The organism is Clavibacter davisi (genome assembly GCF_052751415.1).
In genome coordinates this window covers 3039145-3059871 of the sequence record NZ_CP199882.1, presented here as the reverse complement: position 1 = coordinate 3059871, position 20727 = coordinate 3039145, and the positions used below count along the sequence as shown (strand labels likewise).

The window sequence follows — 20727 nt, the reverse complement described above, 5'->3', positions numbered from 1 at the left end:
CGCCGGAAGGATCCACCGTGTTCGTCGCCCGTCGAGACCTCCGATTCGCCATGGGCCGGTTCGCGCTCATCGGCGCGGTCGTCGCGCTCATCACCCTGCTCGTGGGGTTCCTCGCCGGGCTCACCGGCGGCCTCGCGGAGCAGGACGTCTCCGCCGTGCTCGGCCTCCCCGGCGACCGGCTCGTGCTCGCGCAGCCGGACGCCGGGCAGCCGTCGTTCGCGCAGTCGTCGCTCGACGACGCCACGGTCGCCGCCTGGCGGGGCACCGCGGGCGTCACGGCGGTCACGCCCGTCGGCATCGTCCAGGGCCGGGCCACCCCGACGGGCGACGCCGCATCCGCCGTCGCGGTCGCGCTGTTCGGGGTGCCGCACGGCGCCCCGGCGTCAACGGTCACCGACCTCGCGCCCACCGCGGACGATGCGGTCGGCCTGTCCTCGGCGGCGGCGCGCTCGCTGCACGCGGCCGTCGGCGACCGGATCACCGTGGCCGGCACCGACTACCGCGTCGCCTCGATCGGCGGCGACGCCTCCTACAGCCACACGCCCGTCGTCGCGCTGACCCCCGCAGCGTGGGCCGCGGCCGACCAGCGGCTCGGCGGCGACGGCGACGCGACCGTGCTCGCCGTCTCCGGATCCCCCGACTGGGACGTCGCCCAGGCCGCCACGCACACGACGGCCTCCCCGGCGCTCACCAGCCTCGGCGCGCTCGAGACCTTCAAGTCGGAGGTCGGCTCGCTCGGCCTGATGATCGCGATGCTGTTCGGCGTCTCCGCGCTCGTCGTCGGCGCCTTCTTCACCGTCTGGACCATGCAGCGCGCCGGCGACATCGCCGTGCTCAAGGCGCTCGGCGCATCCGACGCGTCGCTCATCCGGGACGCGCTCGGGCAGGCGCTCGTGGTGCTGGTGCTCGGGATCGGCGTCGGCATCGCCGTGGTCGCCGGCCTCGGATACCTCGCGAGCGGCACCATCCCGTTCCTGCTGAGCCCGCTCACCACCGTCCTCCCGGCGGCCGTCATGGCCGTCCTGGGGCTCGCCGGCGCCGCCGTCGCGCTCCGCACCGTCACCCACGCCGACCCCCTCACCGCACTCGGGAGCAACCGATGATCTTCCTCGACGACGTCACCCTCACCTTCCCCGACGGGGACTCCCGCCTCACCGCGGTCGACCACGTCTCGCTCACGGCGCCCGCGGGGGTCGTCACCGGCATCACCGGGCCGTCCGGCTCCGGCAAGTCCTCGATCCTCGCGGTCGCGGCGACGCTGATCCGCCCCGACTCCGGCCGCGTGGTCATCGGCGACGTCGACGCCGCGACCCTCAGCCGGACGGAGGCGACCGCGCTCCGCCGGGACGGCATCGGGATCGTGTTCCAGCAGTCGAACCTGATCCCGTCGCTCACCGCGCGCGAGCAGCTCCTCGTGATGGCGGAGCTCGGCGGCGGCGGATCCGCGCGGCGTCGCGCCGTCCGTGTCCGCGCCGACGAGCTCCTCGACGCGGTGGGCCTCGCCGCCCACGCGGGCAAGCGGCCCGCGCAGCTGTCCGGCGGGCAGCGCCAGCGCGTCGCCATCGCCCGCGCCCTCGTGCACGGCCCGTCCGTGCTCCTCGTCGACGAGCCCACGAGCGCGCTCGACCAGGAGCGCGGCGCCGAGATCATGGACCTCATCGCCCAGCTCAGCCACGAGCAGGGCACGGCGACCCTGCTCGTGACCCACGACCTCGTGCACCGCGCCGCGCTCGACCGGCTCGTCACGGTGGTGGACGGGCGGATCGTGGCGGACGATGCGAGCGATCGCGCTCAGTCCGTCCCGCGCACCGCGTACAGCACCACGTCGTCCAGGTAGCGCCACAGCGTGCCCGTCTCCGGGAAGCCCGCGCTGCGGAGCGCCTCCAGGTGGAAGCCGAGCGTGACCTTCGGGGGCGCGACGTGGAGCTCCTCGCCCCAGACCTCGTCGCGGCGGGCGAGGGCGGCGGCGTAGCGCGGGGTGTCGGCGACGGCCTGCCACCACGCGTCCCAGGTGTCGACGTCGCCGGATGCGAACGCCGCGTCCTGCACCTCCTGGTCGTCCGCGAGGGAGATGCGCCGGAGCGTGCCCTCCTGGTGCGCGTCGTAGGAGAGGTGGTCGCCGTTCAGCACGATGCCGCCCGGGCGGACGAGCGCGGGCAGCGCGCGGTACACGTCGACGAGCGCGGCCGGCTGCAGCCAGTGCAGGGCGGTGGAGGAGACGACGGCGTCGAAGCCGCCTCGGGCGATGAGCGGGTGGTCCGCCCAGCCGGCGTGCGCGAGATCCACCTCGGCGATCTCCAGGCGCGGTTCGCCGAGCGCGAGGTCGGCGGCGATGGCGAGCAGCGCCGGGTCCTTGTCGGCGACGACGGCGGTGGCGCCCGGGATCGCGGCCAGGATCTCCAGCGCGAGCGAGCCGGTGCCGCCGGCCAGGTCGAGGATCCGCGGCGCGGCGGAGCCCGCGGCCACATGCCGCACGACCCGCGCGATGGTCGCGAAGCGCTCGGCCCGGTGGCGGATGTAGCCGGTCTGCTGCGCGTCCCAGCGGGCGGCGAGGGAGCGGGCGTCCGCGATCACGGCGGCGTCGGCCGCGGTCGGGGCGGTGGTGGTGTCGGTCATGGTCGGGTCCTCTCGAGGGGGATGGATGCGCCGAGCGGGTCGCCCGGCGCGGGGAGGGTGAAGCGGAGGTGGGGGTGCCCGCCGGCATCGGGGATCACGGTGGTGCGCACGCCGTAGACCGCGTCGAGGAGCTCCGGGCGGAGCACGTCGCGCGGGGATCCGGCGCCGGCCACGCGCCCGCGGTCGAGCACGACCACGTGGTCGCAGGCCGCGGCGGCCGCCTCGAGGTCGTGCAGCACGACGACCACGGTCGGGGCGATGCGCCGCATCAGCCCCACGACCTCGAGCCGGTGCCGGATGTCCAGGTGGTTGGTGGGCTCGTCGAGCAGCACGTGGCCGGCGCCCTGGGCGAGCGCGCGGGCGAGGGCGACCCGCTGGAGCTCGCCGCCCGAGAGGGTCGCGAGCCGGTCGGCGGCCAGGTGCGCGAGGCCGACGGCGTCGAGGGCGGCGGCGATCCGGGCGTCGCGCGAGGATCCGCCCGACCGCAGCACGCCGTGCTCCGCGAGGCCGCCGAGCGCGACCTCGTCGGCCACGGTGAGCGACTCGTCGGGCTCCTGGCGCTGGCCGACCTCCGCGATCCGGCGGGCGATCCAGCGGCGCGAGCGCGAGCGCACGTCCTCGCCGTCGATCGTGACGCGACCGCCCGCGAGCGGCACGGCGCGCACGAGCGCGCGCAGCAGCGTGGTCTTGCCGCCGCCGTTCGGGCCGACGATGCCGGTCACGGATCCGGTCGGCGCCTTGAACGAGACGTCGTCGAGCAGGACGCGCCCGCCCGCGACCACGCGCACGCCCTCGGCGCGGATCACGGCAGGGCGGCCAGGAGCCCCGCGAGCTCGGCCGGGCCCTTCGCGGAGAGCATGCTCGGCGGATCCGTGAACGGGAACCGCAGCGCCACCACGCGCCCGTCCCGCACGGCCGAGAGCCCGGAGACGCCGGGCGCCCCGCGGAACGCCGCGATCGCGTCGTCGGGCGAGCCGCTGGAGTAGAGGAGCACGACGGTGCGCGGATCCCGGGCCACGATGTCCTCCACGTTCGCGTCGAACACGCGCTGGTCGGAGTCCGCGTAGACGTTCCGGAGGCCGGCCGCCTGGAAGACCGGCGTCACCATGCTCGGGCCGCCGTAGGGGGAGAGCACGCTGCCGCCGGAGGAGACGTAGAGCGCGGCGGCCGTGCCGGCGTCGGGCGCGGGATCCGCGAGGCCGGCCTGGGCCGTGGTGATCGCCTGCTCCGCGCGGTCGCCCGCGCCGAGCACCGCGCCGAGCGAGCGCAGCTCGTCCCACACGCGGTCGAAGGTGGCGGTCGTGCGGAGCTCGGGCGCCGGATCCGCGCAGTACGCGCTCGGCGTGTAGAGCGGGATGCCGCTGGCCGCGAGGGCCGCGCGGTCGACGGCCTTCTCGGGCGCGATGACGAGGTCGGGCCGCATGCCGATGAGGCTCTCCTGGGACACCACGGATCCGCCGGTCGCGTTGGTCTCGGTCGACAGGACGTCGGCCTTCGCGAGCGTGTCGTACGTGGCGGGGGCGTAGAGGTCGGGCTGCAGGGAGCCGGTCATCGCGACCACGCGGTCCACGGCGCCGAGCGCCTCGAGGTTCGGGATCTCGTCGGCGTTCACGAGCACGATGCGCTGGGGCGGTGCCGCGAGGGTCACGGGCGAACCGCAGTTCGTGATGGTGAGGGGGAAGGACGTGCCGGCGGACGGATCCTGGGCGCCCGGCGCGCTGGTCGGCGCGGGCGCGCAGCCGGCGAGCCCGGCGAGGAGGGTCGCGGCGGCGACGAGGGCGAGCGGGCGCCGGGCGGTGAGCGGGCGCCGGGGCGCGGGGGATCGGGTCATGGGGCTTCCTGGGTCGGTCGGTCGATGTGCGGGGGGAGTGCGGGGACGAGGTGGCGGCGGGTCGGCGGCTCAGGCCGCGCGGATCCCTCCGCGGCGGAGGAGGACGAGGAGGAAGGGCGCGCCGAGGATCCCGGTGACCACGCCGACCGGTATCTCCTGCGGCGCGAGGGCCGTGCGCGCGACCGTGTCGGCGCCGACGAGCAGCATCGCGCCGAGCAGCGCGGCCGCAGGGATCACCAGGCGGTGCCGCCCGCCGACGAGCCGCCGGGCGAGGTGCGGCACCACGAGGCCGACGAAGCCCACGCCGCCCACGCCCGCGACGATCACGCCGACCATCGCCGAGACGCCCACCATCAGGCCGATGCGCGCGCGCTCCGGGTCGAGGCCCGCGGAGCGCGCGGAGTCGTCGCCGGACGCGAGCGCGTCCACGAGCGGCGCGACCACGACGAGCGCGGTGAGGCCGACCGCGGCGGCCACGGCCGCTCCCGCGAGGGCGAGCGGCTGCACGCTGGCCAGGGATCCGAGCAGCCAGAACAGCACGGATCGCGCGGCCTCGGGGGAGTCGCTCGAGAACACGAGGAAGCTCGTCGCGGCGTTGAGCGCGTACCCGACGGCGAGCCCGGCGAGCACCAGCCGCAGCGGACCGCGGCGGTCGGCGGCGCCCGCGAGCAGGGTCACGAGGAGCACGGCGCCGATCGCGCCCGCGAGCGCGGCGCCGGAGAAGAGGAGCGCGCTGCCGCCGCCCGCGACGAGCACGACGAACGCGACGCCCGTGGACGCGCCCGAGTTGAGGCCGAGGAGGTACGGATCCGCGAGGGCGTTCCGCACCAGCGCCTGGAGGAGCGCTCCCGCGGCCGCGAGCACGGCGCCGGCGACGACGGCCATCGCGACGCGCGGCGCCCGCGTGCCGATCACGATCTGCGCGGCCGAGTCCGACCAGTCGCCGTGCGGGAGGCCGAGCAGGCGCTCGCCGAGGATCCCGGCGACCGTGGTCGGCGGCAGCGGCACGGGCCCGATCGCGAGCGCCGCGAGCACGACCGCGGCGAGGAGCAGGGCGAGCACGCCGAGCGTCGTGCGGCCGCGGCGGCGGGCCCGGCGGAGGACGGCGGCGACGGAGGGGGCGGAGGCAGCCGGGGCCGCGACGGGTGCCCGCCCGGCAGCGGGCGCGGGGGCATCGGGATGCTCGACGAGCGGATCCATCGGGCGTCCTCCTGTTGTCGAGAAGCATTCTCACATGTCCGATGGGCGACGCCCGACCCCTGGGGGCGGCGCCGCACGGATCCCGCACAGCGACGCGGAGGATCCTCATGCACACGCATCGGGTGCCGTCGCCCGCGCTCCCGTCGGGCCCCGCCATGATGGGCGCCGGCCTCACCTCGAATCGAGGGACGGTCCTCCTCGCGCATCCAGATCGGAGCACCGCCATGTCCCACGACGTCGAGCCCTCGCCGGGCGCGTCCGCGCCGCCCGTCGTCACGACCCCGCACGCCCGCCGCGCCGCCGAGCGCGGCGTCACCCCGGGCGTCCTGCTCGCCGCCGACTGGTCGTGGCGCCTCATCGTCATCGGCATCGCCGTGGCCGGGGCCGTGTGGATCCTCGTCTCGCTCAAGGAGGTGGTCATCCCGTTCCTCATCGGCCTGCTCGTCTGCGCGCTGCTGCAGCCGCTCGTCGCGTCGCTGCGGAAGCGCGGCTGGCCGGCGTGGGTCGCCATCACGTCCACGCTGCTCGCCACGGCCGTCGTCATCGCGGGGCTCGTGCTGCTGCTCGTCACGCAGATCAACACGGGCATCCCCACCCTGCAGCGCCAGGCCATGGCGCGCTTCGAGGACGTGCGCGACCTCCTCGCGCAACCGCCCTTCAACGTGGTGCCGGCCGACTACGACGCGCTGCTCGCCTCCGCGGGCAAGGCCCTCGAGAACAGCCGCGAGGCGCTGCTCACCGGCGCGCTCGACGCGGGGCTCGGCGTCGGCCACCTGGTCACGGGCGCGCTGCTCGCCTTCTTCACCATCGTCATCGTGCTCATCGACGGCCGCGGCATCTGGGGCTTCGTCGTCCGGGTGTTCCCGCGGCGCGCGCGTCCCGCCATCGACGGCGCCGGCCGCGCCGGCTGGGGCACGCTCTCGGCGTTCACGCGCGTGCAGATCTTCGTGGCCGCGGGCAACGCGGTCGGCATCGGCATCGCCGCGTGGCTCCTCGGGCTCCCGCTCGCCATCCCCATCGCGGTCGTCGTGTTCCTCGCCTCCTTCATCCCGGTCGTGGGGGCCATCGTCTCGGGCGCCTTCGCGGTCGTCATCGCGCTCGTGTTCGTGGGGCCGCTGCAGGCGGTCATCATGCTGGCGGCCGTCATCGGCGTGCACCTGCTCGAGTCGCACGTGCTGCAGCCGCTCGTGATGGGCGGGGCCGTGCACGTGCACCCGCTCGCCGTGGTGCTCGCCGTCGCGGCCGGCTCCTACGTCGGCGGCGTCGCGGGCGCCCTGTTCGCGGTGCCCCTCGTGGCGACCCTCAACGTGATGGTCCGGCACATCGCCGGAGGCAGCTGGAAGGCCGGCGCCCCCGCCGTAGGATCGGACTGACGCACCTGCGGAGTCGACGGAGCCGACCGCCAACGTCTCTACCGGGAGGACCCCACCATGACCGAGGAGAACTACTCGAATCCGGATCGCAACCTCGGGATGGAGCTCGTCCGGGCCACCGAGGCCGCGGCCATCCGCTCCGCCCCCTTCATCGGCAAGGGCGACAAGAACGCCGCCGACGGGGCCGCGGTCGACGCCATGCGCAAGTTCCTCGGCACCGTCGCGTTCGACGGCCTCGTCGTCATCGGCGAGGGCGAGAAGGACGAGGCGCCGATGCTCTTCAACGGCGAGCACGTCGGCAACGGCTTCGGCCCCGCGTGCGACATCGCGGTGGACCCCATCGACGGCACGAGCCTCACCGCCGCCGGCCGCATGAACGCCCTCTCCGTCATCGCGGTCAGCGACCGCGGCAGCATGTTCGACCCGTCGGCCGTCTTCTACATGGACAAGCTCGTCACCGGCCCCGAGGGCCGCGGCGTCGTCGACCTCGACCGCCCCATCGGCGACAACATCCGCGCGCTCGCCGAGGCCAAGGGCCTCGCGGTCGAGGACATGCAGGTCGCCGTGCTCGACCGACCGCGTCACGCCGACCTCATCGCGCAGATCCGCGCGGCCGGCGCCTCCACCCGCCTGCTGCTCGACGGCGACGTCGCGGGCGGCATCAACGCGGCCCGCCCCGACTCGCGCATCGACATGTGCGTCGGCATCGGCGGCACGCCCGAGGGCATCATCACGGCGTGCGCCATCAAGGCGCTCGGCGGCGTGCTCCTCTCGCGCCTCGCGCCCAAGGACGACGCCGAGAGGCAGCGGGCGATCGATGCGGGCCACGACCTCGACCGCATCCTCGACCAGGACGACCTCGTCACGGGCGACAACGCGTACTTCGTCGCCACCGGCGTCACCGACGGCGCACTCGTCGCGGGCGTCACCCGCCACCGCGGCATGATCCGCACCTCGAGCATCGTGCTCCGCTCGCACTCCGGCACCATCCGCCGCGTGGAGGCCGACCACCTGGTCTCCAAGTGGTACAGCCCCGCGGCCTGACCCGACCGCACGCCGCACGACCATGACGACCCCGACCACCCCGACGATGCGGCCCCGGCCGTGACGCGCACGCCCCGCAGCCTGATGTCGCGGCTCGTGCCGCCGGTCATCGCGGTGGTCGGCGGGCAGGGCGAGTTCGCGTCGCCCGACCGCACGATGCGCCGGGCCGGCCGCCGCGTGCTGCGGCCGGGCGGGTTCGCCCCGCCGCCGCTCCTGCGCGGGGTGCGCGTCACCGCGCGGGTGGAGCGCGGCTGGCACGTCTACGAGGTGGCGCCGGCGCGGGCCGCGGGTGGCGATGGCCGCCGGGCCCTCTACGCGCACGGCGGCGGCTGGACCCACGAGATCTCGCCCTTCCACTGGTGGCTGGTCGCGGGCCTCGCGCGCCGCACCGGCACGACCTTCACCGTGCCGATCTACCCGCTCGTCCCCTCGGGCACGGCCGCGGAGGTCGTCGAGCGCACGGCCGACCTCGCGGCGGCGCTCGTCGCGGAGGTCGGCGCCGACCGCGTCGCGCTCATGGGCGACTCGGCGGGCGGCCAGATCGCGCTGTCGGCCGCCCTGGCGCTGCGCGACCGGGGCGTGCCCGCGCCGCGCGACGTCGTGCTGCTCTCGCCCGCGCTCGACCTCTCCTTCGCGGATCCGCTCATCGCGCGCATCCAGCCCACCGACCCGTGGCTCGCGGTCGACGGGCTGCGCGCCGCCGTCGAGTCGTGGCGCGGGGACCTGCCGGTGGAGGATCCGCGGGTCAGCCCGCTGCGCGGATCGCTCGCCGGCGTCGGCCGCATCACGGTGTTCACGGGCACGCACGACATCCTCTTCGCCGACGCGCGCGCCCTCGAGCGGAAGGCGGCCGCCGCCGGGCACCCGGTGCGGATCCACGTGGAGCCGAACCTGCTGCACGTGTACGCGCTCATGCCGATCCCCGAGGGCGCCCGCGCGCGTGACGCGATGGTCGAGCTGCTCCGCGCCTGACGCGAGCGCGCGCCCTGGCTCGGCCCGCGCTCGCGCCGTCCCGCCGGCGGCCGCCCGGATCGCGGGAGGAGAAGCGGCGTACGTTCGAGGAGCGGGCGACGAGGCCCGGTGCTCGCGGAGGGATCCCCATGACCAGGACACACAGGACGCTCGCGGTGATCGCGGCGGCCGCCACGGCCACGCTGCTCGCGGGATGCGGATCCGGCGGCACGGGCTCGGCCGACGCCTCCTTCACGGAGGAGGCCACGGGCACCCTGAAGGCGTGGGCCTTCGACGGCGCGGACGACGTGGGGAAGGCCCGCATGCAGCACGCGGCCGACGCGCTCTCCGGCGTCACGATCGACCTCGACTCCACCGCGTTCGACGCGCAGAAGTTCACGACCCGCGTCGCGAGCGGCCAGACGCCCGACGTCGTGCAGATGGACCGCCAGTTCGTGGCGACCTACGCGGCCCAGGACCTGATCCTCCCGCTCGACGAGTGCTACTCCGTGAACGGCGTCGACCCGGAGGAGCGCTTCTACGAGTCCGTCACGAACGACATCCGCTACGACGACGCGATCTGGGCCGTGCCGCAGTTCTTCCAGCCGCCGGCGATCCTCCTCAACGAGCGCGTGCTCGCGGCGGCCGGCGTGAGGGCCGACGAGTTCGACACGTCGAAGCCCGACCAGCTCCTCGAGGCCGTCGGGAAGGTCTACCGGGAGTCCGGCGGCGACCCCGCGGTGCTCGGCCTCGACGCCGTGCCCACCAGCCAGGCCGCCCTCTGGATGCTCGGCTTCGGCGGGCAGCTCGTCGACGACGAGGGGAAGCCCACCCTCGACGACGCCGCCAACCTCCCGGGCCTCGAGTTCCTCCAGCGGCTGTCCGACGCGCAGGGCGGCTACGCGAAGGCGAAGAGCTTCACCGACGCGTTCGACACGTTCGGCGACGGCAACCAGTTCGTGAAGGACCAGGTCGGCGCGCAGGTCGACGCCCAGTGGTACCTCAACGTGGTGGCGCCGTACCGCGACGACATCGACATCTCGGCCGTGCCGTTCCGCGACCGCGACGGCGAGCCCTTCGCGGTGGCCGGCGGATCCGCGTTCGTGATCCCCGCGGGCGCCGCGAACAAGGACGCCGCGTGCGCGTGGATGCTCGACCTCACGAGCCAGGAGGCGTGGGAGGCCGCGGGCGACGTCCGTGCCGCCACGGTCGCCGAGAACGGCGGCATCTACACGGGCCTGTTCACGGGATCCCCGGCCGCGGACCAGGCGGTCCGCGACGCCCACGTCGTGCCGAGCGGCGACGACGGGATCGACCAGGCCATCGCGACGTTCTACGACGTGGTGGCGGAAGGACGCTCGATCGGCGGGTCGCCCGCCGGGCAGCAGATCCAGAGCGAGCTCCAGAACGCGGTCGCCTCGACGCTCCTCGGCGACAAGACGCCCGAGCAGGCGCTCGGCGACGCGCAGACCGCGGCGATGCGGGCCTACGAGCAGGCGGCGCGCTGATCCGCCGATCTGCACACGCCGTGACCAGGGCGCCCGGGTAGCGTCGGAGGCGGGCGCCCACCCGCGCTCCCGGACGAGGGATCAGTACCCGGAACGCGACAAGACTGGCCGCAAGGAGAAGTCATGTCGTGGATCGTCCTCATCGTGTCCGGGGTGCTCGAGGCCGTGTGGGCCACCGCCCTCGGGAGGTCCGCCGGGTTCACGAAGCTCGTGCCGACCGTCGTCTTCGCCGTGACCGTCGTCGCGAGCATGGCCGGGCTCGCGTTCGCGATGCGCGAGATCAGCACGGGCACCGCGTACGCCGTGTGGGTCGGCATCGGCGCGGCGCTCACCGTGACCTACGCGATCATCACGGGCGAGGAGCCCGCGAGCGTCGTGAAGGTGCTGCTGCTGCTCGGTCTCGTCGGCTGCGTGGTGGGCCTCAAGCTCGTCGACTCCGGGCACTGACTGCCGTGGGATCCCGTGTGCGGTGTGGGGATATCCCCACATCGCGCGCATGTGAGTTTTTACTCACATAGCCTGCATGTGGGGATATGCTCACATCACCATGCCAGACAACGAGATTCGCAAGTACTCCGATCTGGGAGAGGCGATCAAGCACGTCCGCCTCGCCCGCGGGATGACCCAGTCCGATCTGGCGGAGAAGCTCGGGTTCGAGCGGTTCTACGTCCGCGAGCTGGAGTCCGGGACGCGACCTCCGTTGTTCGTCACGCGACTCTTCCGCGTCCTGCGACTGCTCCGGATACGGGTCACCGTCAGCTATGAGCTCGACGAGACGGAGCGGGGCGATGCCTGACGCTCTCACGGTGCGCCTCCACGGTGCGGACCTCGGTCGCGTGGAAAGAGGGAGCCGGATCGAGCGGATCCGGTTCTTCGTCAGCCCCGAGGGCTCTCCGACGGATGTGCGCCTGACCGAGGCCTTCGCGACGCTCGCGGGCGCGGAGGTGCGGAGCGATCTGGCCTCGAGTCTCTTCGGCGGCTACACCCCCGAGGGGAACCAGCGTCGGGCGCTGGCGGAGCGGCACTCCTTCGACCCGCGTGACCTCTACGCGACGCTCGAGCAGTTCGGATCGTCCATCGCCGGTGCGGTGACCTTCCACGGGGCAGCCGAACCACGGGCCTCATCTGCGGCGTTCGAGCCCCTGACTCCGTCTGACCTGGCCAGGTTGCTGCGGAAGGCGGTTGCGGACGGAGATCTCGCCGTGCGTGACGACAGCAGGTCCATGATCCAGGGCTTCCAACCCAAGGTCCTGCTCACCCGGTTCACCGAGGATGGGCCGTGGCTGCAGCCGCACGGTGGCGCCCACTCGACGCACATCGTCAAGCCGCAGCTCCCCTCCCGACCCAGCGCCATCCACGATGAGCACCACAGCCACCAGCTCACCCGAGAACTCGGTCTGTCGAGATTCGACAGCTTCATCGGCAAGGCCGGGGCCGTGACGTACCTCGCCATCGAGCGCTTCGACCGGCGCGTCTCGGGAGAGACGATCGAGCTGCTCCATCAGGAGGACATGGCTCAGGCGCTCAGCCTCGACTGGGTCGACGACCAGGCGAAGTTCCAGGATCCGCGTGAACCCGCCCCGGCTCGGCGGCCGTCAGCTCTGCGCATCGCCGAGGCGGCGGCGAGCCTCGACGAGGACGCGGTCGAGCTGTGGATCCGCCAGCTGACATACCGCATCCTCATCGGCGACAACGACGGGCACGCCAAGAACGTCGGCATCATCCATCTCCCCGGCAGGGACACGCTGTCCGACGTCTACGACGCGGTTCCCAACCTGTACCAGCCGGAGCGCATCGACTGGAACCTGGCGCTCGCGGTCGACGGCCTTTTCGACCATCGGCGCATGAGCGTCGAGCGGATCGTGCGCGAGGCGGACTCGTGGCGTGTGACGAGTCGGCGACGGATAGAGGATGTCGTCCAGGACATGATCGAGCGGTTCGCGCGAGCGCTGGACACGATCGACGCGTCGCCGAAGACGACACCGGGCATGCGGGAAGGGCTGGAGTGGAACGTCGCACGTCTTCTCGCAGGCGACGAGATATCGGAGCCTCGGTGAAGCTGGTTCAGCCCTTCCGCCCCTGCGTCGCGATGCCCTCCACGAAGTAGCGCTGGCCGAACGCGAAGAGCACGAGCATCGGCAGGGTCACGAGGAGCGCCGCGACCATCACGAGCTGGTAGTCGCCCTGGCCGCCGTTCGTCGGGCTGAAGGCGGTCATCGCGTAGGAGAGGCCGAGCGGCACCGTGAAGCCCTCGACGCTGCCGGCGTTGAGGTAGATGAGCGACGCCTGCAGGTTGTTCCAGCTGGCCTGGAACTCGAAGATGAAGATGATGACGAACGACGGGATCGACAGCGGCAGCGCGATCCGCCGGAACATCCCGAAGTAGCTGGCGCCGTCGAGCCGCGCGGCCTCGAACAGCTCCCGCGGCAGGCCGAGGAAGAACTGGCGCTGCAGGAAGATGTAGAAGGCCGAGCCGAACAGGTTCATGCCGAACAGCGGGATCCACGTGCCGATGAGCCCGAGGTTCTTCCAGATGAGGAACTGCGGCACCATCGTGACGGCACCCGGCAGCATCATGGTCGCGAGCACGAGGCCGAACAGGATCCTGCGGCCCGGGAACCGGAAGTACGCGAAGCCGAACGCCACGAGCGCGCTCGAGATCGACACGAGCGCCGCCGAGAGCAGCGCGATCGCGAGGCTGTTGCCCATCCAGCCGAGGAGCGGGAGCTGCTCCCACACCTCCACGTAGTTCTGCGGCGTGAACGTGCGCGGCCACAGCGCGTTGTCGAAGACCTCGCCGCGCGGCTTGAGGCTCGCGGCCAGCAGCCACGCGAACGGGTAGAGGAAGAGGAGCGCGAAGCCCACGAGCACCGCGGCGATGAGGCCGCGGCCGATGCGGGAGCGCACGCGGCGGCCGCGGTCGGGGTCGGCGCCCCGGGGCGACGGATCCCGCGACGGCCGCGGCGTGAGGGCGGCCGCGAGGCGAGGGTCGCCGGTCGCGGCGGCGGGCGTCGTGGTCGCGGCGGCATCGGGCGTGCGGTCGGTGACGGCCATCAGCGGTCCCCCTCGTAGTAGACGAACCGACGGCTCAGCTTCACCTGCACGAGCGTGATGACCAGCACGATCACGAACAGCAGCCACGCCATCGCGGCCGCGAACCCGAAGTCGAACGAGCGGAACGCCTGCTGGAACAGGTACACGCCGTAGAAGAGCGACGAGTCGGGGGAGGCGTTCGTCTGGTCGCGCCAGAACAGCAGGTAGGCCTGGTCGAAGACCTGCAGCGCCGCGATGGTGAGCACGACGACGTTGAAGAAGATGGCGCCGGAGATCATCGGCACGGTGATGGCGAAGAACTGCCGCACGGGGCCGGCGCCGTCGAGCGACGAGACCTCGTAGAGCTCGCGCGGCACGTCCTTGAGGGCGGCGAGGAAGATCACCATGGTGCCGCTCACGCCCCACAGCGTCATCAGGACGATGGACGGCTTCACCCACGCGGGGTCGATGAGCCACTGCGGGCCGTCGATGCCGATCGCCTCGAGTCCCTCGTTCACGGCGCCCGTGTTGCCGTTGAGCAGCAGCAGGAAGACGCTCGCGGTGGCGACCGTCGGGGTCATCTTCGGCAGGTAGTAGAGGGTGCGGAAGAGGCCGGCGCCGCGGCCGAGGCGCGCCAGGAGGATCGCGAGCAGGAGCGCGAGGCAGACCTCGAACGGCACCGCGAGGATGGCGTAGAAGAGCGTGTTGCCGAGCGAGAGGGCCACGCGCGGATCCGAGAACAGCCGCTCGTAGTTCTCCGTGCCGACCGGGGTGGCCACGTCGGTGGCGAGGTTGTAGTCGCTGAACGAGACCACGAGGCTGTAGACCATCGCGCCGAGCGTGAAGACGAGGAACCCGACGATCCACGGGCTGATGAAGAGGTAGCCGGCCACGGCCTCGCGGCGGGCCATGCGGGAGCGGCGGGGACGGGGCGCCCGGTCGGCGGAGGCGCGGGCGCTGCGCGGCGGGCGGCTCGTCGTCGTCATGGTGGTCCTCGTCGACTGGTGGATCGGGGCGTCGTCGCTCCTCCTGCCGACCCTAGACCGGCTCCTCCTCGGCGTCCGGGTCGTGCGCATGACGGACGCCCGCCCCCGCGCGAGGCGGGGACGGGCGTCGGGTGATGCGGTGGTGCGGCCGCCGTGCGGCTAGCCGCGGCGGCGGCGGGCGCGGACCGCGATGACCGCGACGATGCCGGCCACGAGCGCCGCGGCGCCGAGCCCCAGCTCGAGGATGAGGCGCGCGCCGTCGCCGCCCGTGCGGGGGAGGTGGCCGCTCGTGGGCGGCACGTCGCCGGGAGGGGTGGACGACGGGACGCCGGAGGTGGGCGTGGGCGACGGGGTGGGCGTGGATCCGCCGGTCGTGCCGCCGGTGCCGCCGCCCCCTCCGCCGCCGGTGCCGCCGCCCGTGCCGCCGCCGGGCGTGGGCGTCGGGGCGGGCGAGGCCGAGGGCGCCGGGGTGGGCGTGACGACGGGCGTGGAGCCCGAGCCGATGGGCGAGGTGGTGCTGCCGCAGGTGGAGGCGACGAACGCGTCGTCGTCGAGGGTGACGGCTCCGTTGCGAGCGAGCGCGCGGCCGTCGACGGTGGCGCCGGTTCCGACGGAGATGGAGGTGAGCGCGAGGATCGACCCGGCGAAGCCCGAGTTCGTGCCGAGGCTGGCCGAGCTCGAGACCTGCCAGAACACGTTGCAGGCCTGGGCGCCGTTGACGAGCGAGACCCGGCTGCTCGAACCGGTGGTGAGCGTGGAGGGGGCCTGGATGACGAAGACCGCGGACGGGTCGCCCTGCGCGTCGAGCGTGACCGTGCCCGTGAGGCCGAGCGGGCCGCCCGCGGTGTAGACGCCGGGCGTGAGCGTGGCGCCGACGAGGTCGGCGGGGATGGCGGCAGTGGTGGGGCGCCCGGCCGCGTCGACGTAGGCGGTGGTGAGGTCGGACTGGGCCTGGCCGGCCGCGGCGTCGGCCGCGTGCGTGGCGCCGCCGACGATGCCGGGCGGGAAGCCCGTGACCGACGCGGACGGGCTGGTGCCGAGGTCGGCCGTGAGCGTGGTGAGGCCGGTGTTCGTGACGCCCTGGCCGGCGAGCACCGAGTAGGAGGCGGCGGTGCCGAGTCCGACCGTGGCGGTGGCGGCGAACGCGCTCGCGGGAGCGAGGAGCGCGGCTCCGAGACCGCCGGCGGCGGTGGCGGCGACGACGGCCGCGGTCAGCGCGACGGATCCGCAGCGCTTCCGGGTCGTGGACGAGGGCGTGCGGGCATGGCGCGACTGGGGCATGGGGCTCTCTCGTCCGAGTTGGGGCCGTCCGAGGTATGGCGGGCGGAACCGCGACAGTATCGAGGGAGCAGCGGGCTGCGGGCGCTCCGTCCACAGGCGGTTACGGTGTGGGGGTGACCCTCCCCGTGGACGAGATCCCGACCCGCGACGAGCTGCTCGAGCTCTACGGATCCGTCGGCTGGACCGTCTACACGCGCGACCCGGAGCGGCTCGAGCGGGCGCTCGCCGGATCCGACCTCGTCGCGACCGCGCGCGACGACGCCGGCACGCTCGTCGGCCTCGTGCGCACCGTGAGCGACGGGGTGTCGATCTGCTACGTGCAGGACCTCCTCGTGCGCCCCGACCGCCAGCGCGGCGGCGTCGGCCGCGCGCTCCTCGAGCACGTGCGCGACCGGTACCGGGACTGCGCGCTCATCGTGCTCACCACCGACGCGGGCGGCACCGACGACGCCGAGCGCTCGCACCCGTTCTACCGCTCGCTCGGCTTCGTGCCGCACGGGGAGCAGGGGCTGGCGGCGTTCGCGCGGCGGCCCTGACGGGGCTCACGCGAGCTCGATCCTCTCGTCGAGGTCGAGGCGGTCGAGCACCGTCCGGTCGTGGCTGACGATGACGAGCGCGCCACGGTGGGCACGGAGCGCCTCGACGAGGCGGTCGATGCCCGCCATGTCGAGGTCGTTCGTCGGCTCGTCGAGCACGAGGAGCTGCGGCGGCGGATCCGCCAGCAGCAGCCCCGCGAGCGCCACCCGGAAGCGCTCCCCGCCGGAGAGCGACGCGGCCGGGCGGTCGACGGCGTCGCCGCGGATGAGGAATCGCGCGAGCCGGTTCCTCAGGTCACGGGGCGGCACGTCGGGCGCGGCCCGGCGCACGTTCTCCAGCACGGTGCGGTCGTCGTCGAGCCCGTCGCGTCCCTGCGGGAGGTACGCGATCCGATCCGTCAGGGCGACGGCGCGGGTGTCGGGCAGCGGGTGCTCACGTGCGTCGGGTGCCCCGACGAGCTGCGCGAGCAGCGTGGACTTGCCCACCCCGTTCGCGCCCGTGATCGCGATGCGCTCCGGCCCCCGCAGCACGCGTGCGCTGCCTCGGACCGTGATCTCGGCGACGCGTCGGGAGGCGGGGAGCCCGGGATCCGGCAGGTCGAGCCGCAGGGGCGCATCCTCCCGGAGGTGCGACTCGGCCTCGGCGACCGCGTCCGCCGCCTGCCGCTCGGCGTCCGCGTGGGCCCGGTGGAGGCGCCCCGCCGTCGCCTCCGCGTGCTTCCGGCGCTCGTTCGCGGCCATCCGCGGCATCGACCCGCTCGCCCGCGCCCCGGCCTTCGCGCGGCGGGCGATCGTCGTCTCGGCCTCGATGCGCTGACGGCGCTCGGCGCGGTGCGCGTGCTCGGCCGCGCGGATCCGCCGCTCGGCCGCCGCCTGCTCACCGGCCACGCGCTCCTCGTGCTCCGGGAACGCGCCGCCGGTCACGGTGATCCGGCCGTCCCGGAGCTCGGCCACCTCGTCCACGTGCTCGAGCAGCTCGCGGTCGTGGCTGACGACGACCAGTGCGCCGCGCCAGCCGTCGACGAGGTCGAGGAGGATCCCGCGCGCCCGGCCGTCGAGGCTGTTGGTCGGCTCGTCGAGGATCGCGACGGGCCGGCCGCGGAGGCGCACCCCGCTGATCGCGACGAGCACGGCCTGCCCGCCGGAGAGGGTCGCGACGGGGCGGTCGAGGTCGTCCTCGGCGAGACCGACGTCGCGGAGCGCCGCGGCCGCGCGGGACTCCACTTCCCACTCGTCGCCGAGCGCGTCGAAGTGCGCCGGGTCGGGATCCCCGTCGAGGATCGCGCGCAGGGCCCGGAGCCGGGCGCGCACCCCGAGGAGGTCGGCGACCGTGTCGTCGGGGCCGGTGCGGAGCCGCTGCGGAAGGTGGTCGACCGGTCCGCTGGTGGCGATGGATCCGGATGCGGGCGCGAGGTCGCCGACGACGAGCCGGACGAGCGTGGACTTGCCGGCGCCGTTGCGGCCGACGAGGCCGGTCGTGCCGCGGCCGAACCGCGCGCTGGCGGAGTCGAGGACGAGCGCGCCGTCCGGCCAGGCGAAGGTGCAGCGGTCGAGCGTGATGGAGGGTGCGAAGGGCATGGGCCGTCCCGGTGGGTCGATGCGGGTGCACGACGACCACCGGTCCGCCGAGGCGGAGGGCGCGGCCCGGGGATGCGGGCGCGCGCGGGGGTCGTCAGTGCGTGATCAGCTGCTGCGCGAGGGGCGCAGTACCGGGGGTGAGGCGCATCGGTCCGACTTCCAGGCGGGGAGCCCCCGTGTCCGCGGCCGGACCGACCGGCCGGTGTGTCGGCCGCACCGGAGGCGTCGGGTCGCGACGGGGTACGCCTGGCAACCTACGCGGTCGGGCGGCGGCGGGGCAAGGGCAGCCCGCGGGCGCGCGTCAGCCGGGGAGCGTGCGGGCGCTCTGCGGGTCCTCGACCAGGCGCGGGGCGTGGTCGAGGTCGAGGCTGCCGGGGAAGTTCAGGTGGGTGAAGCGGCCGTCGGGGTCGTAGGACGCGGCGTGCGTCTGGATCCCCGATCCGCGCACCCAGCCGTCGTCGGCCACGCGTCAGCTCCGGTCGACGGGGCGGCCGGGCTCGGCGGGCTCGTCCCACCCCTCCTGCGGGGTGTCGCACGTGCCGCGGAACACGTACTGCGACGGGCGCTTGCGCTCGCGGCTCGACCAGTCGATCGCGGGGCGGCGGGCCTCCGGCGGCAGGTATCCAAGCCGGTAGACGGCCATGAGCTGGAGCTCCGGCGGCACGCGGAGCAGCTCCTCGACGCGGGTCCACTGCGCGCGGATCTCCATCGGGAACGAGATGAACTGGATCCCCATGCCGAGCTCCACGGTCGTCAGCCAGACGTTCTCCATCGCCGCGCCCAGCGAGAACGTCGAGTAGAAGGATGCGAGGGACTCGGGGCGGTCCTCGGCGCGGTCGAGCATCACGCCGATGAGCAGCGGGCTGCCCGCGACGAGCCGCCGGTTCTCGCGGCCGAGCGTCTGCGGCACCCGGAGCGCGTTCATGAGCCCCTGGCCGCGCGGCGTGAAGGCCTGCTTCGTGAAGGGGCGCAGCGGCGCGGGCAGCCTGTCGAAGAGCATGCCGTCGCGGCGCCGGTCCATCTCCTCCTGCGAGAAGCGGAAGTGGTGCTTGTAGCGCTCGAAGAACGTGCCGTTCGACATCGTCTCGGTCATGCTCTCGCCGCTGATGTCCGCGATGCGCTCGATGGTGTCGCGCTCCTCGATCAGCACGAAGCGCCACGGCTGGCTGTTGAGCTGCGACGGCGCGCGGCCCGCGACCTCCATCAGGAGCCGCTGGTGCTCCTCGCTCACGGGATCGGGCAGGAAGGCGCCGTTGGTGGTCTTCCGGGCGCGCAGGACGTCGAGGAACTCCACGTTCATCTCCAGGCGGTGAGGGTGCCCCAGGCGTACCAGGGCGCGGCGGTCAGGGCGACGGCGGGGTGCCGGCGGGTGCGCGTGCCGGCGGCGGGGAGCGCGGCGAGCGGGATCAGGGCGGGGGCGAGCCGGAGCGCGGCGCGACGGCCGGCGGCGCGGCCGGGGGCGGCTGCCCGGAGCGCGACGGCCAGCGCGACCGCGGTGAGGGTGCTCGTGAGCAGGTACGCGCGGTGGTGGAGGCGGAGCTCGGGGCGCGGCGGCAGGATCCGGGTGGCCGCGGCGATCCCGATGGCGCAGTTCGCGAGGTACGCGGCGCTCGCGGCGGCGAAGGCGATGCGCACGCCGGGCGACGCGGCGCGGGTGCGGCTCCTGGTCATCCCCTGCGACGCTAGTCCGGGCCCGGCACGACGACCGGGCCCGGGCGGCGGAGCACAGCCGCGGGTGAGATCCCGGTTGGATGGACCCATGCAGACCTCCCCGGCCGCCCCCGCGCGCCTGCTCCTCACCCGGCACGCGCCGACGCCCTGGAACCGGGAGTACCGGTACGACTCGCGCACCGACATCGACGTCGACGACGACGCGGCGGAGCAGCTCGCGCCCCTCGCGGCGCGGCTGCGCGGGGAGGGCGTGGAGCGGATCCTCGTGAGCACGCTGTCGCGCGCCCGCAGCACCGCGCGGATCCTGCAGGAGCAGGGCGTCGCGCCGGGCGTGGTGCCCGAGCCGCGGGCCGAGCTGGTGGAGCTCGACTTCGGCGGCTTCGAGGGGATCACGCGCGACGAGCTGCGCGGCCCCGTGCACGGGGCGGCGTTCGCGGCCTGGCTCACGGGCGAGGGCGGCGAGCCCGCCGCGCCCGGCGGCGGCGAGACGTGGGCGGCGGCCGCGATCCGGGCGCGGGCGGTCCTCGACGACGTCGCGGCGGATCCGCGCACCACGCTCGTGGTCGCGCACGGCTACCTGCTGCGCGTGCTCTACCTCTCGGCGCTCGGGCGCTCGCCGGCGCTCACCCGCTCGCTGGTGTGGGCCAACGGGCAGCTCATCGAGCTGGAGCGCGACGGATCCGGGTGGCGCGAGCGCGGCTCCGCATGCGCCGCTCAGCAGGCCGGATCCGCGTCCGTCGCCGGATAGCGCAGCTGGAACACCACGTCGTCGAGCGCGCCCGTCCACACCATGTCGTCGCCGGAGCGCGCGAGCGGGCCGTCGGTGAGGTCGATGGCGTCCGCGAGGCCGAGGCCCGCGATCCACGACTCGACGATCTCGCGCCGCAGCTCGGGGGCGTACGCGTCGGCGTCGCCCGCGAAGTGGATGCCCTCCCACAGGCCGCCGAGCTGCCAGGCGAGCGGCGGCAGGCCGCGCACCTCGCCCTCGGCGTTCCACGCCATCGCGATGGAGGTCTCGATGGCCTGCCGCGTGATGCGGCGCTCGGTCGGGACGTGCTCGGGTGCGGTCGACACGGTCGTCTCCTCGTGCGGCCGGGGGCCGTGCTCGGCGGGTGGGGG

23 protein-coding genes and 1 riboswitch are annotated in these 20727 nt (G+C 74.3%); of the genes, 11 read left to right on the top strand and 12 right to left on the bottom strand.

The features are described 5' to 3' along the window. The first annotated feature begins 17 nt into the window (after positions 1 to 17). Positions 18 to 1103 (top strand): ABC transporter permease, encoded by a 1086-nt coding sequence (locus ACU4ZT_RS14520; protein WP_063071563.1) that lies wholly within the window; start codon positions 18 to 20, stop codon positions 1101 to 1103. Then, positions 1100 to 1837, top strand: coding sequence for an ABC transporter ATP-binding protein (locus ACU4ZT_RS14515; protein WP_414748771.1), 738 nt, complete (start codon positions 1100 to 1102; stop codon positions 1835 to 1837). The genes ACU4ZT_RS14520 and ACU4ZT_RS14515 overlap by 4 nt, the downstream gene beginning before the upstream one ends. On the opposite strand, the gene ACU4ZT_RS14510 is transcribed toward ACU4ZT_RS14515, so the two are convergent. The 4 genes from ACU4ZT_RS14510 to ACU4ZT_RS14495 form a co-directional block, all read right to left on the bottom strand. After that, a complete protein-coding gene (locus ACU4ZT_RS14510; protein WP_414748770.1) occupies positions 1792 to 2616 on the bottom strand; it encodes a class I SAM-dependent methyltransferase in 825 nt (274 codons plus the stop codon). The two genes, ACU4ZT_RS14515 and ACU4ZT_RS14510, sit on opposite strands and share 46 nt — an antisense overlap. Continuing rightward, positions 2613 to 3422 carry an ABC transporter ATP-binding protein gene (locus ACU4ZT_RS14505; protein WP_414748769.1) on the bottom strand — a complete coding sequence of 270 codons (810 nt, stop codon included), beginning with the start codon at positions 3420 to 3422 and terminating at the stop codon, positions 2613 to 2615. The genes ACU4ZT_RS14510 and ACU4ZT_RS14505 overlap by 4 nt, the downstream gene beginning before the upstream one ends. Beyond that, the gene (locus ACU4ZT_RS14500) at positions 3419 to 4447 is read right to left on the bottom strand and encodes an ABC transporter substrate-binding protein (RefSeq protein WP_445337426.1); all 1029 of its coding nucleotides are present in this window, start codon (positions 4445 to 4447) and stop codon (positions 3419 to 3421) included. The genes ACU4ZT_RS14505 and ACU4ZT_RS14500 overlap by 4 nt, the downstream gene beginning before the upstream one ends. Positions 4448 to 4516: 69 nt before the next feature. After that, a complete protein-coding gene (locus ACU4ZT_RS14495) occupies positions 4517 to 5647 on the bottom strand; it encodes a FecCD family ABC transporter permease (protein WP_445337425.1) in 1131 nt (376 codons plus the stop codon). A 107-nt stretch (positions 5648 to 5754) separates the two neighbouring features. Here ACU4ZT_RS14495 and ACU4ZT_RS14490 point away from each other — a divergent pair, with 107 nt between their 5' ends. The 7 genes from ACU4ZT_RS14490 to ACU4ZT_RS14460 all read left to right on the top strand — a co-directional run bounded on the left by ACU4ZT_RS14490 (position 5755) and on the right by ACU4ZT_RS14460 (position 12580). After that, entirely contained in the window at positions 5755 to 7020 is a 1266-nt protein-coding gene (locus ACU4ZT_RS14490) for an AI-2E family transporter (protein ID WP_445337424.1), read from the top strand. A gap of 57 nt (positions 7021 to 7077) precedes the next feature. Further along, a complete protein-coding gene (gene glpX, locus ACU4ZT_RS14485) occupies positions 7078 to 8064 on the top strand; it encodes a class II fructose-bisphosphatase (protein WP_043668345.1) in 987 nt (328 codons plus the stop codon). 60 nt (positions 8065 to 8124) lie between these two features. Continuing rightward, entirely contained in the window at positions 8125 to 9036 is a 912-nt protein-coding gene (locus tag ACU4ZT_RS14480) for an alpha/beta hydrolase (RefSeq protein WP_445337423.1), read from the top strand. Between the two features lie 128 nt (positions 9037 to 9164). Then, positions 9165 to 10523, top strand: a complete 1359-nt coding sequence (locus ACU4ZT_RS14475; RefSeq protein ID WP_063071568.1) for an ABC transporter substrate-binding protein — start codon at positions 9165 to 9167, stop codon at positions 10521 to 10523. Positions 10524 to 10571: 48 nt separating this feature from the next. Next, positions 10572 to 10636, top strand: a riboswitch (guanidine-III (ykkC-III) riboswitch). Positions 10637 to 10646: 10 nt separating this feature from the next. Continuing rightward, positions 10647 to 10970 (top strand): DMT family transporter, encoded by a 324-nt coding sequence (locus ACU4ZT_RS14470; protein ID WP_414748764.1) that lies wholly within the window; start codon positions 10647 to 10649, stop codon positions 10968 to 10970. 100 nt (positions 10971 to 11070) lie between these two features. Continuing rightward, on the top strand, positions 11071 to 11319 hold the full coding sequence (locus ACU4ZT_RS14465) for a helix-turn-helix domain-containing protein (RefSeq protein ID WP_445337422.1): 249 nt from the start codon (positions 11071 to 11073) through the stop codon (positions 11317 to 11319). Continuing rightward, positions 11312 to 12580, top strand: coding sequence for a type II toxin-antitoxin system HipA family toxin (locus ACU4ZT_RS14460; RefSeq protein WP_445337421.1), 1269 nt, complete (start codon positions 11312 to 11314; stop codon positions 12578 to 12580). The genes ACU4ZT_RS14465 and ACU4ZT_RS14460 overlap by 8 nt, the downstream gene beginning before the upstream one ends. 7 nt (positions 12581 to 12587) lie before the next feature. Here the strand turns inward: ACU4ZT_RS14460 and ACU4ZT_RS14455 are convergent, their stop codons facing one another. From ACU4ZT_RS14455 to ACU4ZT_RS14445, 3 genes are all read right to left on the bottom strand, one after another. Next, positions 12588 to 13577 carry a carbohydrate ABC transporter permease gene (locus tag ACU4ZT_RS14455; protein WP_063071570.1) on the bottom strand — a complete coding sequence of 330 codons (990 nt, stop codon included), beginning with the start codon at positions 13575 to 13577 and terminating at the stop codon, positions 12588 to 12590. Further along, positions 13577 to 14542 carry a carbohydrate ABC transporter permease gene (locus ACU4ZT_RS14450; protein ID WP_445337420.1) on the bottom strand — a complete coding sequence of 322 codons (966 nt, stop codon included), beginning with the start codon at positions 14540 to 14542 and terminating at the stop codon, positions 13577 to 13579. The genes ACU4ZT_RS14455 and ACU4ZT_RS14450 overlap by 1 nt, the downstream gene beginning before the upstream one ends. Positions 14543 to 14701: 159 nt before the next feature. Beyond that, positions 14702 to 15823 carry an ice-binding family protein gene (locus ACU4ZT_RS14445; RefSeq protein ID WP_414763943.1) on the bottom strand — a complete coding sequence of 374 codons (1122 nt, stop codon included), beginning with the start codon at positions 15821 to 15823 and terminating at the stop codon, positions 14702 to 14704. Between the two features lie 113 nt (positions 15824 to 15936). Here ACU4ZT_RS14445 and ACU4ZT_RS14440 point away from each other — a divergent pair, with 113 nt between their 5' ends. Beyond that, positions 15937 to 16359, top strand: coding sequence for a GNAT family N-acetyltransferase (locus tag ACU4ZT_RS14440; protein WP_414763944.1), 423 nt, complete (start codon positions 15937 to 15939; stop codon positions 16357 to 16359). Between the two features lie 6 nt (positions 16360 to 16365). Here ACU4ZT_RS14440 and ACU4ZT_RS14435 read toward each other — a convergent pair whose 3' ends face one another. The 4 genes from ACU4ZT_RS14435 to ACU4ZT_RS14420 all read right to left on the bottom strand — a co-directional run bounded on the left by ACU4ZT_RS14435 (position 16366) and on the right by ACU4ZT_RS14420 (position 19608). Further along, entirely contained in the window at positions 16366 to 17937 is a 1572-nt protein-coding gene (locus ACU4ZT_RS14435) for an ABC-F family ATP-binding cassette domain-containing protein (protein WP_414763945.1), read from the bottom strand. A gap of 301 nt (positions 17938 to 18238) precedes the next feature. Beyond that, on the bottom strand, positions 18239 to 18403 hold the full coding sequence (locus ACU4ZT_RS14430; protein ID WP_175345488.1) for a hypothetical protein: 165 nt from the start codon (positions 18401 to 18403) through the stop codon (positions 18239 to 18241). A gap of 3 nt (positions 18404 to 18406) precedes the next feature. Continuing rightward, a complete protein-coding gene (locus ACU4ZT_RS14425; RefSeq protein ID WP_063071576.1) occupies positions 18407 to 19231 on the bottom strand; it encodes a nitroreductase family protein in 825 nt (274 codons plus the stop codon). A gap of 2 nt (positions 19232 to 19233) precedes the next feature. Then, on the bottom strand, positions 19234 to 19608 hold the full coding sequence (locus ACU4ZT_RS14420; protein WP_063071577.1) for a hypothetical protein: 375 nt from the start codon (positions 19606 to 19608) through the stop codon (positions 19234 to 19236). Between the two features lie 88 nt (positions 19609 to 19696). Here ACU4ZT_RS14420 and ACU4ZT_RS14415 point away from each other — a divergent pair, with 88 nt between their 5' ends. Then, positions 19697 to 20356, top strand: a complete 660-nt coding sequence (locus ACU4ZT_RS14415; protein ID WP_414763946.1) for a histidine phosphatase family protein — start codon at positions 19697 to 19699, stop codon at positions 20354 to 20356. Here ACU4ZT_RS14415 and ACU4ZT_RS14410 read toward each other — a convergent pair. After that, on the bottom strand, positions 20323 to 20682 hold the full coding sequence (locus tag ACU4ZT_RS14410; protein WP_063071579.1) for a hypothetical protein: 360 nt from the start codon (positions 20680 to 20682) through the stop codon (positions 20323 to 20325). The two genes, ACU4ZT_RS14415 and ACU4ZT_RS14410, sit on opposite strands and share 34 nt — an antisense overlap. Positions 20683 to 20727: the final 45 nt, after the last annotated feature.